Origin of the sequence: Pseudocitrobacter corydidari (genome assembly GCF_021172065.1) — a bacterium.
GTDB classification, from domain to species: Bacteria; Pseudomonadota; Gammaproteobacteria; order Enterobacterales; family Enterobacteriaceae; genus Pseudocitrobacter; species Pseudocitrobacter corydidari.
Genome location: NZ_CP087880.1, coordinates 2,983,211 through 3,006,253, shown reverse-complemented (window position 1 = coordinate 3,006,253; position 23,043 = coordinate 2,983,211). Strand labels below are relative to the sequence as shown.

Annotated in this window: 20 protein-coding genes; 10 read left to right on the top strand and 10 right to left on the bottom strand. The window is 54.6% G+C overall.

All coding sequences use genetic code 11. The annotated features are described in order from the left end of the window. Positions 1-81: 81 nt before the first annotated feature. The 5 genes from ftsZ to mutT all read left to right on the top strand — a co-directional run bounded on the left by ftsZ (position 82) and on the right by mutT (position 6,195). Complete coding sequence (ftsZ, locus tag G163CM_RS14035) at positions 82-1,233, top strand: cell division protein FtsZ (RefSeq protein ID WP_015965916.1); 1,152 nt, start codon at positions 82-84, stop codon at positions 1,231-1,233. 100 nt (positions 1,234-1,333) lie between these two features. After that, a complete protein-coding gene (gene lpxC, locus G163CM_RS14030; protein WP_015965915.1) occupies positions 1,334-2,251 on the top strand; it encodes a UDP-3-O-acyl-N-acetylglucosamine deacetylase in 918 nt (305 codons plus the stop codon). 214 nt (positions 2,252-2,465) lie between these two features. Beyond that, the gene (gene secM / locus G163CM_RS14025) at positions 2,466-2,978 is read left to right on the top strand and encodes a secA translation cis-regulator SecM (protein ID WP_015965914.1); all 513 of its coding nucleotides are present in this window, start codon (positions 2,466-2,468) and stop codon (positions 2,976-2,978) included. 60 nt (positions 2,979-3,038) lie between these two features. Then, positions 3,039-5,744 carry a preprotein translocase subunit SecA gene (gene secA / locus G163CM_RS14020; protein WP_231825379.1) on the top strand — a complete coding sequence of 902 codons (2,706 nt, stop codon included), beginning with the start codon at positions 3,039-3,041 and terminating at the stop codon, positions 5,742-5,744. A gap of 58 nt (positions 5,745-5,802) precedes the next feature. Beyond that, positions 5,803-6,195, top strand: a complete 393-nt coding sequence (mutT, locus tag G163CM_RS14015; RefSeq protein ID WP_015965912.1) for an 8-oxo-dGTP diphosphatase MutT — start codon at positions 5,803-5,805, stop codon at positions 6,193-6,195. A 218-nt stretch (positions 6,196-6,413) separates the two neighbouring features. Here mutT and yacG read toward each other — a convergent pair whose 3' ends face one another. The 3 genes from yacG to coaE are packed head-to-tail and all read right to left on the bottom strand — an operon-like array spanning position 6,414 to position 7,981. After that, entirely contained in the window at positions 6,414-6,608 is a 195-nt protein-coding gene (gene yacG, locus G163CM_RS14010) for a DNA gyrase inhibitor YacG (protein ID WP_015965911.1), read from the bottom strand. A gap of 9 nt (positions 6,609-6,617) precedes the next feature. Continuing rightward, positions 6,618-7,361 (bottom strand): cell division protein ZapD, encoded by a 744-nt coding sequence (gene zapD, locus G163CM_RS14005; protein ID WP_231825378.1) that lies wholly within the window; start codon positions 7,359-7,361, stop codon positions 6,618-6,620. After that, positions 7,361-7,981, bottom strand: coding sequence for a dephospho-CoA kinase (coaE, locus tag G163CM_RS14000; protein WP_231825377.1), 621 nt, complete (start codon positions 7,979-7,981; stop codon positions 7,361-7,363). Before coaE ends, zapD begins: the two co-directional genes overlap by 1 nt. A gap of 228 nt (positions 7,982-8,209) precedes the next feature. Here coaE and G163CM_RS13995 point away from each other — a divergent pair, with 228 nt between their 5' ends. Continuing rightward, positions 8,210-9,253, top strand: a complete 1,044-nt coding sequence (locus tag G163CM_RS13995; RefSeq protein WP_015965908.1) for a GMP reductase — start codon at positions 8,210-8,212, stop codon at positions 9,251-9,253. A gap of 31 nt (positions 9,254-9,284) precedes the next feature. Here G163CM_RS13995 and hofC read toward each other — a convergent pair whose 3' ends face one another. From hofC to nadC, 4 genes are all read right to left on the bottom strand, one after another. Continuing rightward, positions 9,285-10,487: a protein transport protein HofC gene (gene hofC, locus G163CM_RS13990; RefSeq protein WP_231825376.1), complete on the bottom strand. Its 1,203-nt coding sequence runs from the start codon at positions 10,485-10,487 to the stop codon at positions 9,285-9,287. Continuing rightward, entirely contained in the window at positions 10,477-11,862 is a 1,386-nt protein-coding gene (gene gspE, locus G163CM_RS13985) for a type II secretion system protein GspE (protein ID WP_231825375.1), read from the bottom strand. The genes hofC and gspE overlap by 11 nt, the downstream gene beginning before the upstream one ends. A gap of 13 nt (positions 11,863-11,875) precedes the next feature. Then, a complete protein-coding gene (ppdD, locus tag G163CM_RS13980) occupies positions 11,876-12,313 on the bottom strand; it encodes a prepilin peptidase-dependent pilin (protein WP_231825374.1) in 438 nt (145 codons plus the stop codon). A 201-nt stretch (positions 12,314-12,514) separates the two neighbouring features. After that, a complete protein-coding gene (gene nadC / locus G163CM_RS13975; protein WP_015965904.1) occupies positions 12,515-13,408 on the bottom strand; it encodes a carboxylating nicotinate-nucleotide diphosphorylase in 894 nt (297 codons plus the stop codon). Positions 13,409-13,495: 87 nt separating this feature from the next. On the opposite strand from nadC, the gene ampD reads away from it, so the two are divergent. Then, positions 13,496-14,059 carry a 1,6-anhydro-N-acetylmuramyl-L-alanine amidase AmpD gene (gene ampD, locus G163CM_RS13970; protein ID WP_015965903.1) on the top strand — a complete coding sequence of 188 codons (564 nt, stop codon included), beginning with the start codon at positions 13,496-13,498 and terminating at the stop codon, positions 14,057-14,059. Beyond that, a complete protein-coding gene (ampE, locus tag G163CM_RS13965) occupies positions 14,056-14,910 on the top strand; it encodes a beta-lactamase regulator AmpE (RefSeq protein WP_231825373.1) in 855 nt (284 codons plus the stop codon). Before ampD ends, ampE begins: the two co-directional genes overlap by 4 nt. A 113-nt stretch (positions 14,911-15,023) precedes the next feature. Here the strand turns inward: ampE and G163CM_RS13960 are convergent, their stop codons facing one another. The 3 genes from G163CM_RS13960 to aroP form a co-directional block, all read right to left on the bottom strand. After that, a complete protein-coding gene (locus G163CM_RS13960) occupies positions 15,024-15,974 on the bottom strand; it encodes a glycoside hydrolase family 43 protein (RefSeq protein ID WP_231825372.1) in 951 nt (316 codons plus the stop codon). Continuing rightward, positions 15,974-17,380, bottom strand: a complete 1,407-nt coding sequence (locus G163CM_RS13955) for a glycoside-pentoside-hexuronide (GPH):cation symporter (protein ID WP_231825371.1) — start codon at positions 17,378-17,380, stop codon at positions 15,974-15,976. The genes G163CM_RS13960 and G163CM_RS13955 overlap by 1 nt, the downstream gene beginning before the upstream one ends. 163 nt (positions 17,381-17,543) lie before the next feature. Continuing rightward, a complete protein-coding gene (aroP, locus tag G163CM_RS13950; RefSeq protein ID WP_231825370.1) occupies positions 17,544-18,920 on the bottom strand; it encodes an aromatic amino acid transporter AroP in 1,377 nt (458 codons plus the stop codon). 526 nt (positions 18,921-19,446) lie between these two features. Between aroP and pdhR the strand changes: the two genes are divergently transcribed. Both pdhR and aceE read left to right on the top strand, forming a co-directional pair. After that, complete coding sequence (gene pdhR / locus G163CM_RS13945; RefSeq protein ID WP_015965898.1) at positions 19,447-20,211, top strand: pyruvate dehydrogenase complex transcriptional repressor PdhR; 765 nt, start codon at positions 19,447-19,449, stop codon at positions 20,209-20,211. Positions 20,212-20,370: 159 nt separating this feature from the next. Then, the gene (aceE, locus tag G163CM_RS13940; RefSeq protein ID WP_015965897.1) at positions 20,371-23,034 is read left to right on the top strand and encodes a pyruvate dehydrogenase (acetyl-transferring), homodimeric type; all 2,664 of its coding nucleotides are present in this window, start codon (positions 20,371-20,373) and stop codon (positions 23,032-23,034) included. The last annotated feature ends 9 nt before the right edge of the window (positions 23,035-23,043 follow it).

Here is a 23,043-nt window from a genome sequence, read left to right as displayed (position 1 = left end):
AGGCGACAGGCACATACACGATGTCTTTCAGGCTGTGGTAGAGCGGTCTGATGGAAAAAGTGTATAAAACGGAGAGAGACTATGTTTGAACCTATGGAACTGACCAACGACGCGGTGATTAAAGTCATCGGCGTCGGTGGCGGCGGCGGTAATGCCGTTGAGCACATGGTGCGCGAGCGCATCGAAGGTGTTGAATTTTTCGCAGTGAATACCGACGCTCAGGCGTTACGTAAAACTGCTGTTGGCCAGACTATCCAGATCGGTAGCGGTATTACCAAAGGTCTGGGTGCGGGTGCAAACCCGGAAGTGGGCCGTAATGCTGCTGATGAAGACCGCGAAGCACTGCGCGCTGCATTAGATGGCGCAGACATGGTCTTTATCGCCGCAGGCATGGGTGGTGGCACCGGTACGGGTGCAGCGCCTGTTGTGGCTGAAGTGGCTAAAGATTTAGGTATTCTGACCGTTGCTGTCGTGACTAAGCCTTTCAACTTTGAAGGCAAAAAGCGTATGGCATTCGCGGAACAGGGTATCACTGAACTGTCCAAACACGTGGACTCCCTGATCACCATCCCGAACGACAAGCTGCTGAAAGTGCTGGGTCGCGGTATCTCTCTGCTTGACGCCTTCGGCGCGGCAAACGACGTACTGAAGGGCGCGGTTCAGGGTATCGCCGAGCTGATTACTCGCCCGGGTCTGATGAACGTCGACTTTGCTGACGTGCGTACCGTGATGTCAGAAATGGGCTATGCCATGATGGGCTCTGGCCTGGCAAGCGGTGAAGACCGTGCTGAAGAAGCGGCTGAAATGGCGATCTCTTCTCCACTTCTGGAAGATATCGACCTGTCTGGCGCTCGCGGCGTGCTGGTCAACATCACCGCTGGCTTCGACCTGCGTCTGGATGAGTTCGAAACGGTGGGTAACACCATCCGTGCATTTGCATCGGATAACGCGACCGTGGTTATCGGTACTTCTCTTGACCCGGATATGAACGACGAACTGCGCGTGACTGTTGTTGCAACCGGTATTGGTATGGACAAACGTCCGGAAATTACCCTGGTGACCAACAAGCAGACTCAGCAGCCGGTTATGGATCGCTACCAGCAGCACGGCATGACGCCGCTGACGCAGGAGCAGAAACCAGCCGCTAAAGTGGTTAACGACAATACGCCGCAGACCACCAAAGAGCCGGACTACCTGGATATCCCAGCGTTTTTACGTAAGCAGGCTGATTAAGAATTAGCTCAAAGTTGGGAATCCCCGCTCTTTGTGCTAAACTGGCCGTCCGAATGTATAGTACACTTCGGTTGGATAGTTAATTTGGCGAGATTATACGATGATCAAACAAAGGACACTTAAACGTATCGTTCAGGCGACTGGCGTCGGTTTACACACCGGCAAGAAAGTCACACTGACCTTACGCCCTGCGCCGGCCAATACCGGGGTCATCTATCGTCGCACCGACTTGAATCCACCGGTAGATTTTCCGGCCGATGCCAAATCTGTGCGTGATACAATGCTCTGTACTTGTCTGGTGAACGAGCATGACGTGCGGATTTCGACCGTAGAGCACCTCAACGCCGCATTGGCGGGGCTGGGTATCGACAACATCGTTGTTGAAGTCGATGCGCCAGAAATCCCAATTATGGATGGCAGTGCTGCGCCGTTCGTTTATCTGCTGCTGGATGCCGGCATCGATGAACTGAACTGCGCGAAGAAATTTGTTCGCATCAAAGAGACCGTACGTGTCGAAGATGGCGACAAGTGGGCTGAATTCAAACCGTACAATGGTTTTTCGTTGGACTTTACCATCGACTTTAACCATCCGGCGATTGATGCCAGCACCCAGCGCTATGCAATGAACTTCTCTGCCGACGCGTTTATGCGCCAGATTAGTCGTGCACGTACCTTCGGTTTCATGCGTGATATCGAATATCTGCAGTCCCGTGGCCTGTGCCTGGGCGGCAGCTTCGATTGTGCCATCGTTGTTGACGATTATCGCGTACTGAACGAAGACGGTCTGCGTTTTGAAGATGAATTCGTTCGTCACAAAATGCTGGATGCGATCGGTGACTTGTTCATGTGTGGTCACAACATTATTGGTGCATTTACCGCGTTCAAATCCGGTCATGCGCTGAATAACAAACTTCTGCAGGCGGTCCTGGCAAAACAGGAAGCCTGGGAATATGTGACCTTCGAAGACGACGCCGAACTGCCACTGGCGTTCAAAGCACCGACAATGGTTCTGGCATAAGCCTGACCATTTCATAAATTCGACTGGCAACCTGGCACTCTCTCCGGTCAGGGAACCAGTCGTTTTTTATTTCCCCTCGAAAATTCCTGTTTTTGTGCGATTGCTGTTTTCTTGCGCACTTTTCAGCGACGTTCTCTTCATTGATGCTGTCGATATCCAGCATTAATGGTAATATCTGTGCGCGAAAAATAATAATCTCTGGGGTAGACATTACGTGAGTGGGTTACTGACGCGTTGGCGACAGTTAGGTAGACGCTATTTCTGGCCGCATCTCCTGTTGGGGATGGTTGCTGCCAGTTTCGGCCTGCCTGCGCTCGCAAATAACGCCGAACCTGCTTCGCCTGCCCGCGAGACGTCCAGCAATCATAACCCTGCCGCGAAAGTCAATTTCACGCAGCTGGCCCTGCTGGAAGCGAATCGTCGCCCATCGTTTAACGTGGATTACTGGCATCAGCATGCCATCCGCACGGTGATTCGCCACCTCTCATTTGCCATGGCGCCACAAGCGCTGCCTGTCGCTGAAGCGACGGCCACCACGCCATTGCAGGCCGCCCAGCACCTTGCCTTGCTGGACACCCTTAATGCGTTACTCACGGTTGAAAGCAAGCCGCCGGCCATTGTGCGTCAGGCTGCCGTTGCCCCGTCGGTCGCACCTTCCGTATTTAGCATCCCTGCGTGGGTGAGCCAGGTTCAGGGCATTCGCGCCGGGCCGCAGCGCCTCGTCTGAAAATAGTCGTCTTTCTTTTATTTTCCTGACTCCGCAAAGCGGGGCGTTTGAGATTTTATTATGCTAATCAATTTATTAACGAAAGTATTTGGTAGTCGTAACGACCGTACCCTGCGCCGTATGCGCAAAGCGGTAGCTGTCATTAATGCGATGGAACCGGAGATGGAAAAACTCTCCGATGACGAGCTGAAAGGCAAAACCGCGGAATTCCGCGCGCGCCTGGAAAAAGGCGCCAGCCTGGAAAGCCTGCTCCCGGAAGCGTTCGCGGTCGTCCGTGAAGCCAGTAAACGCGTCTTTGGCATGCGTCACTTCGACGTGCAGCTGCTCGGTGGTATGGTCCTTAACGATCGCTGCATCGCGGAAATGCGTACCGGTGAAGGTAAAACTCTGACTGCGACCCTGCCAGCGTATCTGAATGCGCTGACCGGTAAAGGCGTTCACGTCGTGACCGTCAACGACTACCTGGCGCAACGTGACGCCGAAAACAACCGTCCGCTGTTCGAATTCCTCGGTATGAGCGTTGGCATCAATATGTCTGGCCTGCCAGCCCCGGCAAAACGCGAAGCGTACGCAGCCGACATCACTTACGGCACCAACAACGAATACGGCTTTGACTACCTGCGCGATAACATGGCGTTCAGCCCTGAAGAGCGCGTGCAGCGTAAACTGCACTATGCGCTGGTGGATGAGGTCGACTCCATCCTTATCGATGAAGCGCGTACCCCGCTTATCATTTCCGGCCCGGCTGAAGACAGCTCGGAAATGTATAAGAAAATGAACAAAATTATTCCGCATCTGGTTCGTCAGGATAAAGAAGACTCCGAGACTTTCCAGGGCGAGGGCCACTTCTCTGTTGATGAGAAAGCGCGTCAGGTTAACCTGACTGAACGTGGTCTGGTACTGATTGAAGAGCTGCTGGTTAAAGAAGGCATCATGGAAGAGGGCGAGTCGCTGTACTCCCCGGGCAACATCATGATGATGCACCACGTTACCGCTGCGCTGCGCGCGCACGTGCTGTTCACCCGTGACGTTGACTACATCGTGAAAGATGGCGAAGTCATCATCGTCGATGAACATACGGGCCGTACCATGCAGGGTCGCCGCTGGTCCGATGGCCTGCACCAGGCCGTTGAAGCGAAAGAAGGCGTGGAAATCCAGAACGAGAACCAGACGCTGGCATCCATCACCTTCCAGAACTACTTCCGTCTTTACGAAAAACTGGCCGGTATGACCGGTACCGCAGATACTGAAGCCTTCGAATTCAGCTCTATCTACAAGCTGGATACCGTGGTGGTACCGACCAACCGTCCGATGATCCGTAAAGACATGCCGGACCTGGTCTACATGACCGAAGCGGAAAAAATCCAGGCGATCATTGCGGACATTAAAGAACGTACTGCCAATGGTCAGCCGGTGCTGGTCGGTACTATCTCCATCGAGAAATCCGAAGTGGTTTCTAACGAGCTGGTAAAAGCGGGTATCAAGCATAACGTTCTGAACGCCAAATTCCACGCCAACGAAGCAGCGATTGTTGCGCAGGCGGGTTATCCGGCAGCGGTTACCATCGCTACCAACATGGCGGGTCGTGGTACCGATATCGTGCTCGGTGGTAGCTGGCAGGCGGAAGTTGCCGAGCTGGAAAATCCAACGCCGGAACAGATCGCACAGATCAAAGCTGACTGGCAGGTTCGCCACGATGCCGTGCTGGCATCCGGTGGTTTACACATTATTGGTACCGAACGTCACGAATCTCGCCGTATCGATAACCAGCTGCGTGGCCGTTCAGGCCGTCAGGGTGATGCCGGTTCTTCCCGCTTCTACCTGTCGATGGAAGATGCGCTGATGCGTATTTTTGCCTCTGACCGTGTTTCCGGCATGATGCGTAAACTGGGCATGAAAGAAGGCGAAGCTATTGAACACCCGTGGGTGACCAAAGCGATTGCCAACGCGCAGCGTAAAGTTGAAAGCCGCAACTTCGATATTCGTAAACAGCTGCTGGAATACGATGACGTCGCCAACGACCAGCGTCGCGCCATCTACACCCAGCGTAATGAACTGCTGGATGTGAGCGATGTGAGTGAAACCATCAACAGCATCCGTGAAGATGTCTTTAAAGCAACCATCGATGCGCACATTCCGCCGCAGTCGCTGGAAGAGATGTGGGACGTGCCAGGGTTGCAGGAACGTCTGAAAAACGACTTCGACCTCGAACTGCCGATCTCCGAATGGCTGGACAAAGAGCCGGAACTGCACGAAGAAACTCTGCGTGAGCGTATTCTGCAGAGCGCAGTTGAAGTCTACCAGCGTAAAGAAGAAGTGGTTGGTGCTGAGATGATGCGTCACTTCGAAAAAGGCGTGATGCTGCAAACCCTCGACTCCCTGTGGAAAGAGCACCTGGCGGCGATGGACTACCTGCGTCAGGGTATCCACCTGCGTGGCTATGCGCAGAAGGATCCGAAGCAGGAGTACAAACGCGAATCCTTCTCCATGTTCGCGGCGATGCTGGAATCACTGAAATATGAAGTGATCAGCACGCTCAGCAAAGTACAGGTTCGCATGCCGGAAGAAGTGGAAGAGATGGAACAGCAGCGTCGTGAAGAGGCCGAGCGCCTGGCACAGATGCAGCAGCTTAGCCACCAGGACGAGAACACTGCGGCGGCACAGGAACTGGCAGCACAAACGGGCGAACGTAAAATCGGCCGTAACGATCCGTGCCCGTGTGGTTCCGGTAAAAAATACAAACAGTGCCATGGCCGTTTGAGCTAAGGTCTGATAAAAAAGCAAAAGGCGCAGAGATCTGCGCCTTTTTTTTGGATGAGACACTATGAAAATACTGCAAATCGCCGTCGGCATTATTCGCAACGATGCGGGGGAGATTTACATTACCCAACGCGCCGCTGATGCTCACATGGCAAATAAATGGGAATTTCCGGGTGGTAAAATTGAAGCGGGTGAAACAGCCGAAGAGGCGATGATCCGCGAGCTTGAAGAAGAAGTTGGTATTACCGCCAGCGAACCGCAGCTGTTTGATAAGCTGGAGTACGCGTTCCCCGATCGCCATATCACGCTGTGGTTCTGGCTGGTGGAAAACTGGCAGGGTGAGCCATGGGGAAAAGAGGGGCAACCGGGACGATGGGTTGCACAGAATGCGCTGATTGCCGATGAGTTTCCGCCAGCCAATGCCCCAGTTATCGAAAAATTAATACAAACCCCGTAGGCCTGATAAGCGAAGCGCGTCAGGCATTGTGCGCGTTAAGTGTCGGATGCGGCTTCGCCTTATCCGACCTACAATCGGCGTATAGCCGTAGGCCTGATAAGCGAAGCGCCATCAGGCATAGTGCGGCAGTGGTGTCGGATGCGGCTTCGCCATATCCGACCTACAATCGGCGTATTGCCGTAGGCCTGATAAGCGAAGCGCCATCAGGCATCGCAGAATTACTGCGGGGTTTCACTCCAGTCGTCGCTATCAGATAAATCACCTGCGCTCGGAATGCGTTTCTCTTCTGCCGCCCATTCACCTAAATCAATCAGCTGGCAGCGTTTAGAACAAAACGGACGGTACGGGCTTTGCTCGCCCCAGACAACCGGCTTCTGGCAGGTGGGGCAGTTAACGATAGTTTCTTCAGACATAGTGTCTCCTTAGCAACAAGCCAGTTCGAAATCCAGACGTTCAGGAATGACGCCATTCTCGCTGTCCAACGGCACAAAGCGGATGGCAAAGCGGCTTTTATGCCCGGAAATTTGCGGGTAAAGCTGTGAGGACAAATCCAACTGTAAGCGCAGCAGGTCGGCATCTTCGCCGTTATCCTGGTAGAAACCGTTGAGGCTGGTCTGCTTGCGGAAAGGGGCGGAGTTACGCACCAGATCGAGGATCAGATCCAGCGCCTGATTCAGCGGCTCGAGGCTGGCAAGCCAGATTTCTACCTGCGCATCACGCTGCTGCTGTGGCGCATGCAGCCACATGTGCAGCGTGGGCAGATCGAAACTGCAACAGCCGCCGGGAATACTTAAACGCTGACGCACAAGGGCAATCAGGCGATCTTCGCGCAGGAACTGACCGATACGCGGCGCGGCCATCAGAATGCTGCCGCTGTTTTTCAACTGCTGACGGACCGCATCAATACGGCTCTGGTCAACGCCTGGTACTTCATTCCAGGCCTGCAATTTACGTTGCTGGCGCTCCAGCTCTTTGAGCATCTCTGTGCGAACATCGCCACGTTCAAACACATCCAGTAAATCCCCTAAATTACGAAAAAAGTGTAATGCGCTGGCGTGATCCGTGATGGGTAGCTGGGTGTGTAGCTGCTGGTTGAGAAACTCAATACGCAGCCAGGTACGCATTTTTTCGTTCAGGGGGTGCTCAAAAAGGATGTGGGTGTGCATTAAGGTTTTTCCTGTGATACAGCCTGCGCCGCGAGCTCAAGATAGCGTGCGTGAAGGCGGGCAACATCCGAAGCAATCGCCTCTGGTGTGCCGTTGTTATCAATGACGTCATCAGCCACCGCAAGCCGCTGTTCGCGCGTCGCCTGGGCGGCAAGTATGTGCTCAGCATGCTCTCGCGACACCTGGTCGCGCTGCATGGTACGAAGAATTTGCGTATCGCGTGTAACATCCACCACCAGCACGCGATCGGCGCGGGAAGCAAGATTGTTTTCTACCAGCAATGGCACCACCCACAGAACGTACGGCGAGGTGGCCTGCTGCATTTGCTGCTGGGTTTCCCGCTGAATAAGCGGATGAAGCAGGGCGTTAAGCCAGGCTTTTTCATCAGGGTTAGCGAAAATGCGCTCGCGTAAAACGCGGCGATTAAGGGCGCCATCCGGCGTCAGGGTTTGAGGGCCAAAGTGTTCCACAATGGCACGTAAAGCCGGGGTTCCCGGTTCGACAACCTGACGGGCGAGGATATCGGCATCAATAACGTTAATTCCCAGGTGAGAAAATGCATCAGCGACGGTACTTTTGCCACTGCCAATGCCACCCGTTAACGCTACGGTATACACCATTCCTCTGAATCCTGATGAGAATTGATTAGATAAATCAATTGGTTAAAAACAAAACACTTTTGCGCCTGTTTGCGTGCGCTCATGTTCACCGAACTAATGGTAAATTTATAGGATTGTAGCGTAAAAAAAGTGAAAATCGCAGTCTTGCGAAGCCCTGATTAGTGCGTATGATAACGTTACTGGAGTTGTGCTCTTATAATTAATGCCATTAACCCCAGGAATCCGCACATGCGTATCGAAGAAGATCTGAAATTAGGTTTCAAAGACGTTCTTATCCGCCCTAAACGCTCTACTCTTAAAAGCCGTTCCGATGTTGAACTGGAACGCGAATTCACCTTTAAACATTCTGGCCAACGCTGGTCCGGTGTGCCGGTTATCGCCGCGAATATGGATTCCGTGGGTACCTTCGCAATGGCAAAAGCGCTGGCGTCTTTCGATATTCTGACGGCAGTGCATAAACACTATACCGTTGAAGACTGGAAAGTTTTCGCTCAGAACGAATCTGAAGAGGTTCTGAAACACGTGATGGTGTCTACGGGCACCTCTGACGCCGATTTCGAGAAAACCAAACAGATTCTGGCGCTGCACCCGATGCTGAACTTCGTGTGCATTGACGTCGCAAACGGCTACTCCGAGCACTTCGTTCAGTTCGTGGCGAAAGCGCGTCAGGCCTGGCCGACCAAAACCATCTGCGCGGGTAACGTTGTCACCGGCGAAATGTGCGAAGAGCTGATTCTTTCCGGTGCGGATATCGTAAAAGTAGGCATCGGCCCAGGTTCCGTATGCACCACGCGCGTAAAAACCGGCGTCGGTTATCCGCAGCTTTCCGCAGTTATTGAGTGCGCGGATGCAGCGCACGGCCTGGGCGGCCAAATCGTCAGCGATGGCGGTTGTACGGTTCCGGGCGACGTGGCGAAAGCCTTCGGCGGAGGCGCAGACTTCGTGATGCTCGGCGGTATGCTGGCAGGTCACGAAGAAAGCGGTGGCTCTATCGTTGAAGAGAACGGTGAAAAATTCATGCTCTTCTACGGCATGAGCTCTGAATCTGCGATGAATCGTCACGTTGGCGGCGTTGCTCAGTATCGCGCTGCGGAAGGCAAAACCGTTAAACTGCCGCTGCGCGGCCCGGTAGATAACACCGCGCGCGATATCCTTGGCGGCCTGCGTTCAGCGTGCACCTACGTCGGTGCTTCTCGCCTGAAAGAGCTGACCAAACGCACCACCTTTATCCGCGTGCAGGAACAAGAGAACCGCGTGTTCAACAGCCTGTAATGCTTCGCGCTGGCGCTTTCTGCGCCAGCGCTTATCCCGCTCCGCTAATCGCATCCCCCAAATGAAATATCGGCAGATACATCGCCACGACCAGCGTGCCGATGATGGCGCCTGTCACTACCAGTAGCATCGGCTCCAGCAGCGACGTTAGATTCTCCGCCAGTTGATGCGTCTTCTCACTGTGGTAGTCCGACAGATTTTGCAGCATCTGGTCCAGCGCGCCGGACGCTTCCCCGGTTCGTACCAGTTGAATACACAGCGGCGTGAAGACCTGGCTATTTTCCATCGCCTGCCAGATGGGGCTTCCCTGCGAAATGTCATGATGAAGTCTGCTAATGACTTCCCGCCAGAGCGGTTGAGTGACGGTTTCCTCGACGGTTTCCAGCCCCTTTAAGAAGGCGATACCCGCGCTTTGCGTCAGTGACAGGACGGTAAAAATGTGGCTAAGCATCTGCCCGCGAACCAGATTGCCCATCACCGGCAGTGAAAGTGCGACCCGCGCCTGAAGCCGCTGCCAGCGCGGATTGTTTTTCAGTATTATGCCGGGAAGAAAAGGCAGCGTCAGGAACAGCGCAATCAGCCCGTAATGCAGTTTAACGGCATCCGCCATGTTCATGACGACTTGTGTGAGCACGGGCAGCGGCGTATTAAAGGTGCGATAAATTGCCGTGAATTCCGGCAGCACAAACCCCAGCATCGCCACCACCACAGCGATAGCCAGCAGCAAAATGATGCACGGATAGCGCAGCGCTTTTTTTACCTTCTGCGTCATGGCCTGCTGCGATTTTTGTTGTTGTGCCAGCGCGCGACAGCAGATATCCAACTTGCCCGTTATCTCACCGGTGCGAATCATCGCCAGATAGAGCGGCGGAAAGGCTTCCGGCCACTGGCGTAACCCGTCGGAAAGCGAAACACCTTCCGCCAGCCGTTGAGAGAGCGTGCCGAGCAGGGCCTGCCACTGCGCAATGGGATGCTGGCGAGCCAGCATCTCCAGCCCATCCGAGAGCGTGAGGCCAGCATGTAGCAGCGTCGCCAGCTGTTCAATAATTTCGCAGCGCCAGTTTGTCTGCCAGTATGCGGCCCTGACGGTGCAGCGGCGAAGCGTCAGCGCCGTGATGCCCTGCTGCTGCAATGAAACCAGCGCTTCCGGGCGATTAGGCGCCCACAGCGTTCCGTACCGTTCTTCAGCCTGAAGCGTCAGGCCGCGCCAGCGCCAGAGTTGATTAGCTGCCATGCGGAAGCCCCATCACGCGCAGTAACTCTTCCTGCGTGGTAAGCCCGCGCTCGACGGCCATACAGCCGTTCTCGAACAGGGTTGTCATTCCCGCCAGACGCGCTTTCTGTACCAGTTCTTCGGTCCCGCGACCTGCGGCAATGGCGTGGCGTAGATCGTTGTTAAGCGGCAGGATCTCAAAGATCGCCGCCCGACCAAGATAGCCGTGATAGCAATGCTGGCAACCCGTCGCCTGCCAGTGAGGTAAAGCGCGGGGCCAAAGCGTGTGCGGCAGCGGTGCTTCTACACCGTTTTTCTCCCGGCAGTGCGGGCACAGTTTACGCACCAGCCGCTGGGCCACCACAAGCTGAAGCGCCGATGAGATCATCCAGCGCGCCACGCCCATTTGTTCCAGGCGTACCAGCGTTTCAACGGTTGAATTGGTGTGCAGCGTAGAGAGCACCAGATGCCCGGTTTGCGCGGCTTTGATGGCAATTTCCGCCGTTTCGCCATCGCGAATTTCACCGACCATCACAATATCCGGGTCCTGCCTTAGCAGGGCACGTAGTACACTCTGAAACGTCAGCCCGGCGCGAGGGTTGATTTGCGTTTGATTCAGCCCTTCGATGGGTATTTCAACCGGGTCTTCCACGCTGCAAATATTGACGTCGCTGCGATTACGCCGTTGCAGGGCGCTGTACAGCGTCACGGTTTTACCGCTGCCCGTCGGCCCGGTCACCAGGATCAGCCCCTGTGGCTGATTGAGCGCATCGCCGAACAGCGCCAGTTGATCGCCACTCATGCCGAGTTGATGGATATCCAGCGCCTGTTCAACGTTATGCAGCAGGCGCAGAACTACCTTTTCACCGTAACGACACGGCAGCGTCGCGATGCGAAAAGAGACGGACTGACCGGCGATCTCCACGGTAAATTGACCATCCTGTGGAATGCGACGTTCGGCAATATCGAGATTGCCCAGCACCTTTAAACGTGCGGTGAGCGTTGCCGCCAGTGAAAGCGGTAGCGTGGTCAGTAAATGCAGCACGCCGTCGACGCGCAGCCTGAGACGCAGGTGATGCTCGCCGGGTTCAAAATGAATATCTGATGCGCGCTGGAGCAACGCCTGCTCCAGCGAGCGGTTCAGCAGATCGACCGCGCTGCGGGAGTCGTCATTGGCGGCGGGTTGGCTGGCGGTTGCCGTGAGCTTCAAATGTTTATCCATCCGCTCCTGGCTCCAGCACTCGATATCGACGCGTTTTTGCGTTGCAAAACGCAGCGCATCCATCAGTTCATCCGACGGCGCACCGACAACGGCGATGCTTAACACGCTCTGATCGTTGCCGATCAACAGGGCGTGATGCTTTTTACACAGAGCAAGCAACTGATCCTGATTCATCGCGGCCTCCGGGTTACTGCGCATCGAAGCGGAAGACATCTTCGCAGGCTTGTTGCAGGGCGCTGTCGCTCTGGATAGCGCAAACGCGCGTCCAGCCGGTCACGCCGTTGGCGTTATCCCAGCCCGGCGTCATGGTGACCGACAGGCCGTTCAGGCTCTCCTGGCCGGTGAGAACGACCACGCCTTTGGCGATACTCATGCCAGAGACATAACGCGTGGTGGTGGGCGAGGGAATACCGTTACTGCCGCCATCACAGCTGTTCAGCCCGCCGTGGTCGAGGGCGCACAATTCAATTGCCGTACGGTAGGGAACGAAGGTTTGCAACATGTCGGTGAGCGCGGCTTTGCGCAGGTAGTTTTGATACGCCGGGATACCGATGGCGCTTAAGATGGCGATGATGCCGATCACCACCATCAGCTCGATAAGGGTAAATCCTTTTTGCTTTTCCATAATGCACTCCTGGTTGAGATGGCGGGAGTGTGTCAGTCAGGCGGAGCGGGCGCGAGGGGCAAAAAGGAATTCAGGAAAGCGCCTTCCAGAGAGTTTTTCTGCGTTGCAGAAGACAACATTAAAAATGGAAGCGGGTGCGGAAAATTTTTGGATGGCGTGGGCTTATCCGGCCTGCGCAGCGGGCAGGCCGGATTGCGGGAATTAACGGAAACGCATGGAGAGGTCTAACGCGCGCACGTGTTTGGTCAGCGCGCCAACGGAGATGTAATCCACGCCGGTTTCGGCGAATTCGCGAATGGTGTCAAAGGTGACGTTGCCGGAGACTTCCAGCCGTGCCTGGCCTTTGGTGATGGCGACAGCTTTGCGCATCAGCTCAGTGTCAAAGTTATCGAGCATGATGATGTCGGCCCCGGCTTTCAGCGCGTCTTCCAGCTCTTCCAGATTTTCCACTTCCACTTCCACCGGCACATCCGGGTGCAGCCAGAAGGCTTTTTCTACCGCCTGGCGCACGGAGCCGGAAGCGATGATGTGGTTTTCTTTAATCAGGAATGCATCGGAAAGACCCAGGCGGTGATTCGCACCGCCGCCGCACAGCACGGCATATTTCAGCGCAGTACGCAGGCCGGGCAGGGTTTTGCGGGTATCCAGCAGCTGTGTTTTGGTGCCTTCCAGCAGGTCGACATAGCGACGCACTTCGCTGGCCACGCCCGAGAGCGTTTGCACGAAATTCAGCGCGGTACGCTCGCCGGTCAGCAGGACGCGGGAAGGGCCATCGATTTCAAACAGCGGCTGGTCGGCTTTCAGCAGGTCGCCATCTTCGACGTGCCACGTCAGCGTGACGTCGTCGCCCGCCAGTTGAATAAACACCTCTTCAACCCAGCGTTTACCGCAGAACACGCCGTCTTCGCGGGTGATAACCACCGCGTGAGAGCGCGTTTCCGCTGGCAGAAGTTGTGCGGTAATGTCGTTATTGGCATCCACTTCTCCGCCCAGATCTTCACGGAGCGCCTGTGCCACGGCGTTGGGAATGTCGAGATTGATACGTTCCAGAAGCGCGTCACGTCGGTGGTCTGGGTTGTAGCGGCGAGGCGGCATGATAAAACTCCAAATTGGTAACGATTCGAAAGGTTTAAACATGCTACTCTGAACCGAGAATCAGCACCACACATAAGGAGATCCAGCATGTTGTTAGATGAGGGTTGGCTGGTGGGCGCGCGTCATGTACCGTCGCCACACTTTGACTGCCGCCCGGACGATGAAACCCCGTCATTGCTGGTTGTTCATAATATCAGTTTACCCCCTGGCGAATTTGGCGGCCCATGGATAGATGCACTGTTTACCGGTACGCTCGACCCGAACGCCCATCCTTTTTTCGCCGAGATTTCTCACCTGCGCGTTTCTGCCCATTGTCTGATTCGCCGCGATGGGGAAATTGTGCAGTATGTTCCTTTCGATAAGCGCGCCTGGCACGCGGGTGTGTCGGAATATCAGGGCCGCGAGCGCTGCAATGATTTCTCGATAGGCATTGAGCTGGAAGGCACCGATACGCTGGCCTACACCGATGCGCAGTATCAGCAACTGGCGGCGTTAACCCAGTCGCTGATAACGATTTACCCGGCTATCGCCGATAATATGACAGGACACTGTGATATCGCGCCCGTGCGCAAAACCGATCCGGGCCCGGCGTTTGACTGGGTTCGCTTTCGCGCACTGGTCACCCCTTCGTCAGATAAGGAGATGACATGACGCTGTTTACCACGCTACTGGTGCTGATTGCCGAGCGTTTATTTAAGCTGGGCGAGCACTGGCAGCTCGACCACCGTCTGGAAGTGCTGTTCCGTCGCATCAAACGCTTCTCTTTTGTCGCTACGCTTGCAATGACCGTGGTGGCGATGGCAGTGGTGTTTTTGATTCAGCGCGCGCTCGACGGGCTGCTGTTTAACGTGCCGCTGCTGGTGTTCTGGATTTTACTCGGCCTGTTGTGCATCGGGGCAGGGCGCGTGCGGCTGCACTATCACGCTTACCTGAAGGCGGCATCACTCAATGATAGCCACGCGCGGGATGCGATGGCCTGCGAGCTAACGATGATCCACGGTGTGCCATCGGGCTGTGATGAGCGCGAGTTTCTGCGCGAGCTGCAAAATGCGCTGCTGTGGATTAACTTCCGCTTCTACCTTGCGCCACTGTTCTGGTTTGTGGTCGGCGGCCCGTGGGGCCCGGTACTGTTAATGGGGTATTCTTTCCTGCGTGCATGGCAGTCGTGGCTGGCACGTTACCAGACGCCGCATCACCGTTTGCAGTCTGGCATTGATGCCATTTTGCATATTGTGGACTGGCTTCCGGTGCGGCTGGTGGGCGTGGTTTACGCCCTGCTTGGTCACGGTGAGAAAGCGCTGCCTGCATGGTTTGCTTCGCTGGGCGATCGCCATACTTCGCAGTACCAGGTCCTGACGCAGCTGGCGCAGTATTCGCTGGCGCGCGAGCCACACGTTGACCGCGTTGAGACGCCAAAAGCGGCGGTATCGATGGCGAAGAAAACCTCGTTTGTGGTGGTGGTGATTATGGCGCTGCTGACCATATATGGGACGCTGGTGTAAGAATTTTGCTTGGGGCGCGAGTAGTGCCGGATGGCGCTGACGCTTATCCGGCCTACGGGGGCTCGGGTATTGTTTTGTAGGCCCGGTAAGCGCGAGCGCCACCGGGCACCGACTCAAATCGTATCCGCAGGCGGCACGCCGAAATCCGGCATGCCATCTTCCTGCCAGCGCACCAGTTTCAACCGCGTATGGCGATTCGGGTCATATAACGGGTCGCCTTCAATCTCCGTGTAATTCCTCGCGTGATACACCAACACATCCTCGCCGTCCGGCGTTTGGGTAAAGCTGTTGTGCCCCGGCCCGTACTGGCGGTTTTCATAGCTGGTGGTGAACACCGGTTGCGGTGATTTATGCCAGTTTTCCGGCTTTGTGATGTCAGCGTTCAGGTCAATCCACAGCAGGCCCATGCAGTAATTCTCATCGGTGGCGCTGGCGGAGTAGCTGACAAAGAGTTTATCGCCATGCACCAGCACCGCAGGCCCTTCGTTGACCAGAAAACCCCGACACTCCCAGTCGAACTCTGGTTTGCTGAGCATCACCGGCTCGCCTTTTAGTGTCCACGGATTTTCCAGTTCTGCCAGATAGATATTGGAGTTTCCAGCAATGTCTGGCGATTTTTGCGCCCACAGATACCACTGTTTTCCCTGATGATGAAACGTCGTGGCATCCAGACAGAAAGTATCGAACGGCGTTTTCACCTGGCCTCGCTCAACCCATTTTCCGCTAAGTGGATCCGCATCATCGCAGGTCAGCGCATACATCCGGTGCTGGAACATACCGAGAGAGTCCAGCGCCTGCGTATGCGCGGCGGCGAAGTAGATCACCCATTGACCGTCAATCTTATGCAGTTCCGGTGCCCAGATAAGCTCGCACATCGGGCCGCTTGCGGGTTTACGCCAGACCACAACCGCGTCGGCGCTGCGCAGCCCTTCAAGCGTGCTGGCGCGGCGAATCTCCAGCCGATCGTATTCCGGCACCGAGGCGATAAAGTAGTACTCTCCCTGATGATGCAAAATGAAAGGGTCGGCGCGTTGTTCAATAAAAGGGTTTGGCCAGCGGTTCATTATGCTTTCCTTACGTGTTCGGTGATTTTACCGGTCTGGTAGTCATTCAGTTCGCGATAGTTCTCGCGACGTTTTTCCAGGTCAGACTGAATCTGTTTCATGAGTTCGCGGTCAACTTTCAGCATCCGCACAATCCCGGCGGTCAGCAGATACCCGATGCCAGGAATGACGGTAAACAGCAGCATGATACCGTTGAGCGTGGTTTCGCTTTGCTGCTTCGCGCCCGCATCGTAGCCATACCAGGAGAGCAGGAAGCCCACCATCGCGCCGGCAATCGCCAGCCCGACCTTGAGGAAGAAAAGGTTGCCGGAGAAGCTGATCCCGGTGATGCGTTTACCGGTTTTCCATTCGCCGTAGTCATCGACATCCGCCATCAGCGACCAGTGCAGCGGGGACGGGATCTGATGCAGGATGTTGAGCAGGAAGTAGAGCACCACAATCATGATCGTCGCATGCGGGTCGAAGAAGTAGAAGGCGATAGAGAAAATCGCCAGCGCGATGTTAGTCCAGAAGAAGACCTTAAGCTTACACCAGCGGTCGGTGAGTACCTTCGCCAGCATGCTACCGAACATCATGCCGACGACGCCGAGGCTGATAAACAGCGTGGCGAAATGTGTGCTCTGGCCCATCACCCAGGTGACGTAATACATGGTCGCCGCCATACGGATAAAACCGGGGCAGACGTTGCACAGCGTCAGCAATAAGATGCGCACCCACTGGTCGTTTTTCCATACATCTTTCAGGTCTTGCTTCAGTTCATCATTGGTCTGCACGGCGGGTTTAACGCGCTCACGCACCGTGGCAAAGCAGAACAGGAACATACACATGCCGATAAACGCCAGTACGGTCATCGCCATCTGGTAGCCTTTAGCTTTATCACCGCCGCCAAACCAGTCAACCATCGGCAGCAGGGTCAATGAGAGCAGCAACGTGGCGATACCTACCAGCACGAAGCGATAGGACTGGCAGGCAACGCGCTCTTTGGGGTCGTTGGTGATGACGCTACCCAGCGAGCAATAGGGAATATTGATGGCGGTGTAGGTAATCGACAGCAGGAAATAGGTGACAAACGCATAGATAACTTTGCTGCTGTAGGTCCAGTCCGGGGTGGTAAACATCAGTACGCTGAATAGCGCGTAAGGGAACGCTATCCACAGCAACCATGGACGAAATCGCCCATATTTACTGCGGGTACGGTCGGCGAGTGCGCCCATGATGGGATCGGTGACGGCGTCAATTACGCGAACGGAAAGCAGCAGAACGCCGACCAGCGCCGGGGCGAGACCAAAAATATCGGTATAAAAGTAGTTAACGAACAGCATGATAGCGCCGAAGATGATGTTGCATCCGGCGTCGCCCATGCCATAACCAATTTTCTCTCTGACTGATAACTTATTGTTATTCATTGCCGAAACTCCCTCTGACGGTATGGAGAGAATTATTGGCTGGCGGCCCGCGAAATGCGTTGCAGTATAACGGTGAGGATATGGACGAAATAGCTGAGAAAAGGAAAGTGTGAAGCGGGTAACAGAGCCGGCCCCTTCCACAGGGAAGGGGCCGGGGGAGAGATTAATGTGCCTTCACGGCTGTTTTCGCACCCTTCTGTTTAACCATGTAGCCAACGCCCAGAATGCAGATCCATACGGGGATCAGATACACGGAGATCGCCATGCCCGGCGTCATCAGCATGATAACCAGCACCGCCGCCATAAACAGCAGGCAGATCCAGTTGCCAAGCGGGTAGAGCAGCGCCGGGAAGCGCGGCGTAACGCCCTGTTGCTGTTTCGCTTTGCGGAATTTCATGTGCGCAAGGCTAATCATCGCCCAGTTGATCACCAGCGCAGAAACCACCAGCGCCATCAGCAGGCCAAACGCAGATTCCGGTGCCAGGTAGTTGATCAGCACACACAGCGCGGTCACCACAGCGGAGACCAGAATGGTGTTGACCGGTACGCCGCGTTTATCGACGGAGAGCAGCGCTTTCGGCGCGTTCCCCTGCTGGGCGAGGCCGAACAGCATGCGGCTGTTACAGTAGACACAGCTGTTATAAACGGAGAGCGCTGCGGTCAGAACCACAACGTTCAGGGCGTTAGCCACCAGCGTATCACCCAGTTCGTGGAAGATAAGCACAAACGGGCTGACATCAGCGGTGACGCGCGTCCACGGCAGCAGAGAAAGCAGGACCGCCAGCGAACCCACATAGAAAATCAGAATACGATAAATCACCTGGTTGGTGGCTTTGGGAATGCTTTTTTCCGGGTTGTCGGCTTCTGCGGCGGTGATCCCCACCAGCTCAAGCCCACCGAAAGAGAACATGATGATAGCCATCATCATCACCAGCCCTTGCATGCCGTGCGGCAGGAAGCCGCCCTGTTCCCACAGGTTGCGAACTGTCGCCTGCGGGCCCGCGCTACCGCTGAACAGCAGCCAGCCGCCGAACAGGATCATGCCCACAACCGCGACCACTTTAATAATCGCGAACCAGAACTCCATTTCCCCAAACACTTTTACGTTGGTGAGGTTAATGGCGTTAATCAGAATAAAGAAGGCCGCTGCGGAAGCCCAGGTCGGGATTTCCGGATACCAGAACTGGATGTATTTGCCGACCGCGGTGAGTTCCGCCATGGCAACCAGCACGTACAGTACCCAATAGTTCCAGCCTGACGCGAAGCCGGCGAAACTGCCCCAGTATTTATAGGCAAAGTGGCTGAATGACCCGGCTACCGGCTCTTCCACGACCATTTCACCGAGCTGGCGCATGATCAGGAAGGCAATAAAGCCTGCAATGGCATAACCCAGAATAATGCCCGGACCGGCTGACTGGATAACGGAGGCACTGCCGAGAAACAGGCCGGTACCGATAGCTCCACCCAGCGCAATCAGCTGGATATGGCGGTTTTTGAGGCCGCGCTTCAGCTGGTCGCTGTGCTGTTGACCTTCCATCATGAAACCTCGTGTGTGGTTGTTATTTGTACGTTTGTAATCAGGGAATTCCATTTCCTGTATTTTTATGTTTACGAAAGAGAGTGAATAAAAATGAGAGGAACTCTTTCGTCCAGGGAAGAATAGTGGTAAGTGCGCGGAAATGCACCTGCTTTATGAGTGGTTGATGACGGATTGAATAAAAAGAAACCAGTTGTAAGTGTAGCAGCCAGCCCCAGAAGTGGGTAAGCATGTACATTTTGTCAACAATAAGTGCATAAATATTCATTGTTTGGCAAAGTGAAACGCTTCAGTGTGCGTAATTTTCGTATATTTTTCGTTAATTGTACTTCCAACGTGGTAAAGACATTTTTTGTGCAAGGTTACAATTCTGAAACATCATTTCTGTAATGTTGTTAAAAAGTGCGTGGTTTACTGATTTCAATCAAAACCTGTATGGACAGAAGGTGAATACTTTGTTACTTTAGCGCTACGAACTTGAAATTGGTAAGACCAATTGACTCCGGGCTAATGGCAGGTACAGGGAACTATGGCCTACAGCAAAATCCGCCAACCAAAACTTTCTGATGTGATTGAGCAGCAGTTGGAGTTTTTGATTCTTGAGGGGACATTACGCCCCGGCGAAAAACTTCCACCTGAACGCGAACTGGCGAAACAGTTCGACGTATCCCGTCCCTCGCTGCGTGAGGCGATTCAACGTCTCGAAGCGAAAGGGTTACTGCTTCGTCGCCAGGGCGGCGGGACTTTTGTCCAAAGCAGCTTGTGGCAGAGCTTCAGCGATCCGCTGGTAGAGCTTCTGTCCGACCACCCTGAATCCCAGTTTGATCTGCTTGAAACCCGTCACGCGCTTGAAGGTATCGCGGCTTATTACGCGGCACTGCGCAGCACTGATGAAGACCGCGAACGTATTCGCGAACTGCATCAGGCCATCGAACGGGCTCAACAATCGGGCGACCTCGACGCAGAGTCGAGCGCCGTCGTCCAGTATCAAATCGCCGTGACCGAAGCCGCCCACAATGTGGTGTTGCTCCATTTGCTAAGGTGTATGGAGCCGATGTTGGCACAAAACGTTCGGCAGAACTTCGAGTTGCTGTATGCCCGTCGGGAGATGCTCCCGCAGGTCAGCAATCATCGCACCCGGATTTTCGAGGCGATTGTCGCCGGTGAACCGGAGCAGGCGCGTGAAGCGTCGCACCGTCACCTGGCCTTTATTGAAGAGATTTTGCTGGACAGGAGCCGTGAACAGAGCCGTCGTGAACGCTCGTTACGTCGCCTGCAACAGCGCAAGGATTGAGTTTTTTCTGGCAGCGGTTTTACCAGAAAGATATGTGATAAGCGCCAATAAAAGTGCGCGGCAACTAAACACAGAACCTGTCTTATTGTGTTTTCCACTGAAAGCACAATGGGACAGGTTCCAGATAAATCAACGTACTAGATAGATAAGGAAAACCCCATGTCAGAACGTTTCCCAAATGACGTGGATCCGATCGAAACTCGCGACTGGTTACAGGCGATCGAATCGGTTATCCGTGAAGAAGGTGTTGAGCGCGCTCAGTATCTGATCGACCAGGTGCTGTCTGAAGCCCGTAAAGGCGGCGTTCAGGTAGCGGCTGGTGCAGGTGCTAGCGGTTATGTAAACACTATTGCCGTTGAAGACGAACCGGAATACCCGGGCGATCTGGATCTGGAACGCCGTATTCGTTCAGCTATCCGCTGGAACGCGATCATGACCGTTCTGCGCGCGTCCAAGAAAGATTTGGAACTGGGCGGCCATATGGCATCCTTCCAGTCTTCCGCAACCTTCTACGAAGTATGTTTCAACCACTTCTTCCGTGCACGCAACGAGCAGGATGGCGGCGACCTGGTTTACTTCCAGGGTCACATCTCTCCGGGCGTTTACGCACGTGCGTTCCTTGAAGGCCGTCTGACCGAAGAGCAGATGAACAACTTCCGTCAGGAAGTTCACGGTAAAGGTCTGTCTTCTTACCCGCACCCGAAACTGATGCCGGAATTCTGGCAGTTCCCGACCGTATCAATGGGTCTGGGCCCAATCGGTGCGATCTACCAGGCTAAATTCCTGAAATATCTGGAACACCGTGGCCTGAAAGATACCTCTAAACAAACCGTTTACGCGTTCCTCGGCGACGGCGAGATGGACGAACCGGAATCCAAAGGTGCGATCACTATCGCCACCCGTGAAAAACTGGATAACCTGGTCTTCGTTATCAACTGTAACCTGCAGCGTCTGGATGGCCCGGTCACCGGTAACGGCAAGATCATCAACGAACTGGAAGGCATCTTTGGCGGTGCTGGCTGGAACGTTATCAAGGTTATCTGGGGCGGTCGTTGGGATGAGCTGCTGCGTAAAGACACCAGCGGTAAACTGATCCAGCTGATGGAAGAAACCGTCGACGGCGATTACCAGACCTTCAAATCCAAAGATGGCGCTTACGTGCGTGAGCACTTCTTCGGTAAATATCCGGAAACCGCAGCCCTGGTTGCAGACTGGACTGATGAGCAGATCTGGGCGCTGAACCGTGGTGGTCACGATCCGAAGAAAGTTTACGCTGCACTGAAAAAAGCGCAGGAAACCAAAGGCAAAGCGACTGTTATCCTGGCCCATACCATCAAAGGTTACGGCATGGGTGATACCGCTGAAGGTAAAAACATCGCTCACCAGGTTAAGAAAATGAACATGGACGGCGTGCGCTATATCCGCGACCGCTTCAATGTTCCGGTAACCGACGAGCAGGTGGAAAACCTCTCTTACCTGACCTTCCCGGAAGGTTCTCCAGAGCATACTTATCTGCACGCTCAGCGTCAGAAACTGCACGGTTACCTGCCGAGCCGCCAGACCCACTTCACTGAGAAGCTGGAAATGCCGACTCTGGAAGATTTCGCACCGCTGCTGGAAGAGCAGAATAAAGAGATCTCTACCACTATCGCTTTCGTTCGTGCCCTGAACGTGATGCTGAAGAACAAATCGATCAAAGATCGTCTGGTTCCGATTATCGCCGATGAAGCGCGTACTTTCGGTATGGAAGGTCTGTTCCGTCAGATTGGTATCTACAGCCCGAACGGTCAGCAGTACACCCCGCAGGACCGTGAGCAGGTTGCTTACTACAAAGAAGACGAGAAAGGTCAGATTCTGCAGGAAGGTATCAACGAACTGGGTGCTGGCGCATCCTGGCTGGCTGCTGCGACCTCTTACAGCACCAACAACCTGCCGATGATCCCGTTCTACATCTACTACTCCATGTTCGGGTTCCAGCGTATCGGCGACTTGTGCTGGCAGGCAGGCGACCAGCAGGCTCGCGGCTTCCTGATTGGTGGTACTTCCGGTCGTACGACCCTGAACGGTGAAGGTCTGCAGCACGAAGATGGTCACAGCCATATTCAGTCTCTGACTATCCCGAACTGTATCTCTTACGATCCGTCTTACGCGTATGAAGTTGCGGTCATCATGCATGATGGTCTGGAGCGTATGTACGGTGAGAAACAAGAGAACGTTTACTACTACATCACCACGCTGAACGAAAACTACCACATGCCGGCAATGCCGGAAGGTGCTGAGGAAGGTATCCGTAAAGGTATCTACAAACTCGAAACCGTTGAAGGTAGCAAAGGTAAAGTTCAGCTGCTGGGCTCCGGTTCTATCCTGCGTCACGTCCGTGAAGCAGCACAGATCCTGGCGAAAGATTACGGCGTAGGTTCTGACGTTTATAGCGTAACGTCCTTCACTGAACTGGCGCGTGATGGTCAGGACTGTGAGCGCTGGAACATGCTGCACCCGATGGAAACCCCGCGCGTTCCGTACATCGCTCAGGTGATGAACGACGCTCCGGCAGTGGCTTCCACCGACTATATGAAACTGTTCGCCGAGCAGGTCCGTACTTATGTACCGGCTGATGACTACCGCGTACTGGGTACTGATGGCTTCGGTCGTTCCGACAGCCGTGAAAACCTGCGTCACCACTTCGAAGTTGATGCTTCCTATGTGGTTGTAGCGGCGCTGGGCGAACTGGCTAAACGTGGCGAAATCGATAAGAAAGTGGTTGCTGACGCAATTACCAAATTCAACATCGATGCAGAAAAAGTTAACCCGCGTCTGGCGTAAGAGGTAAAA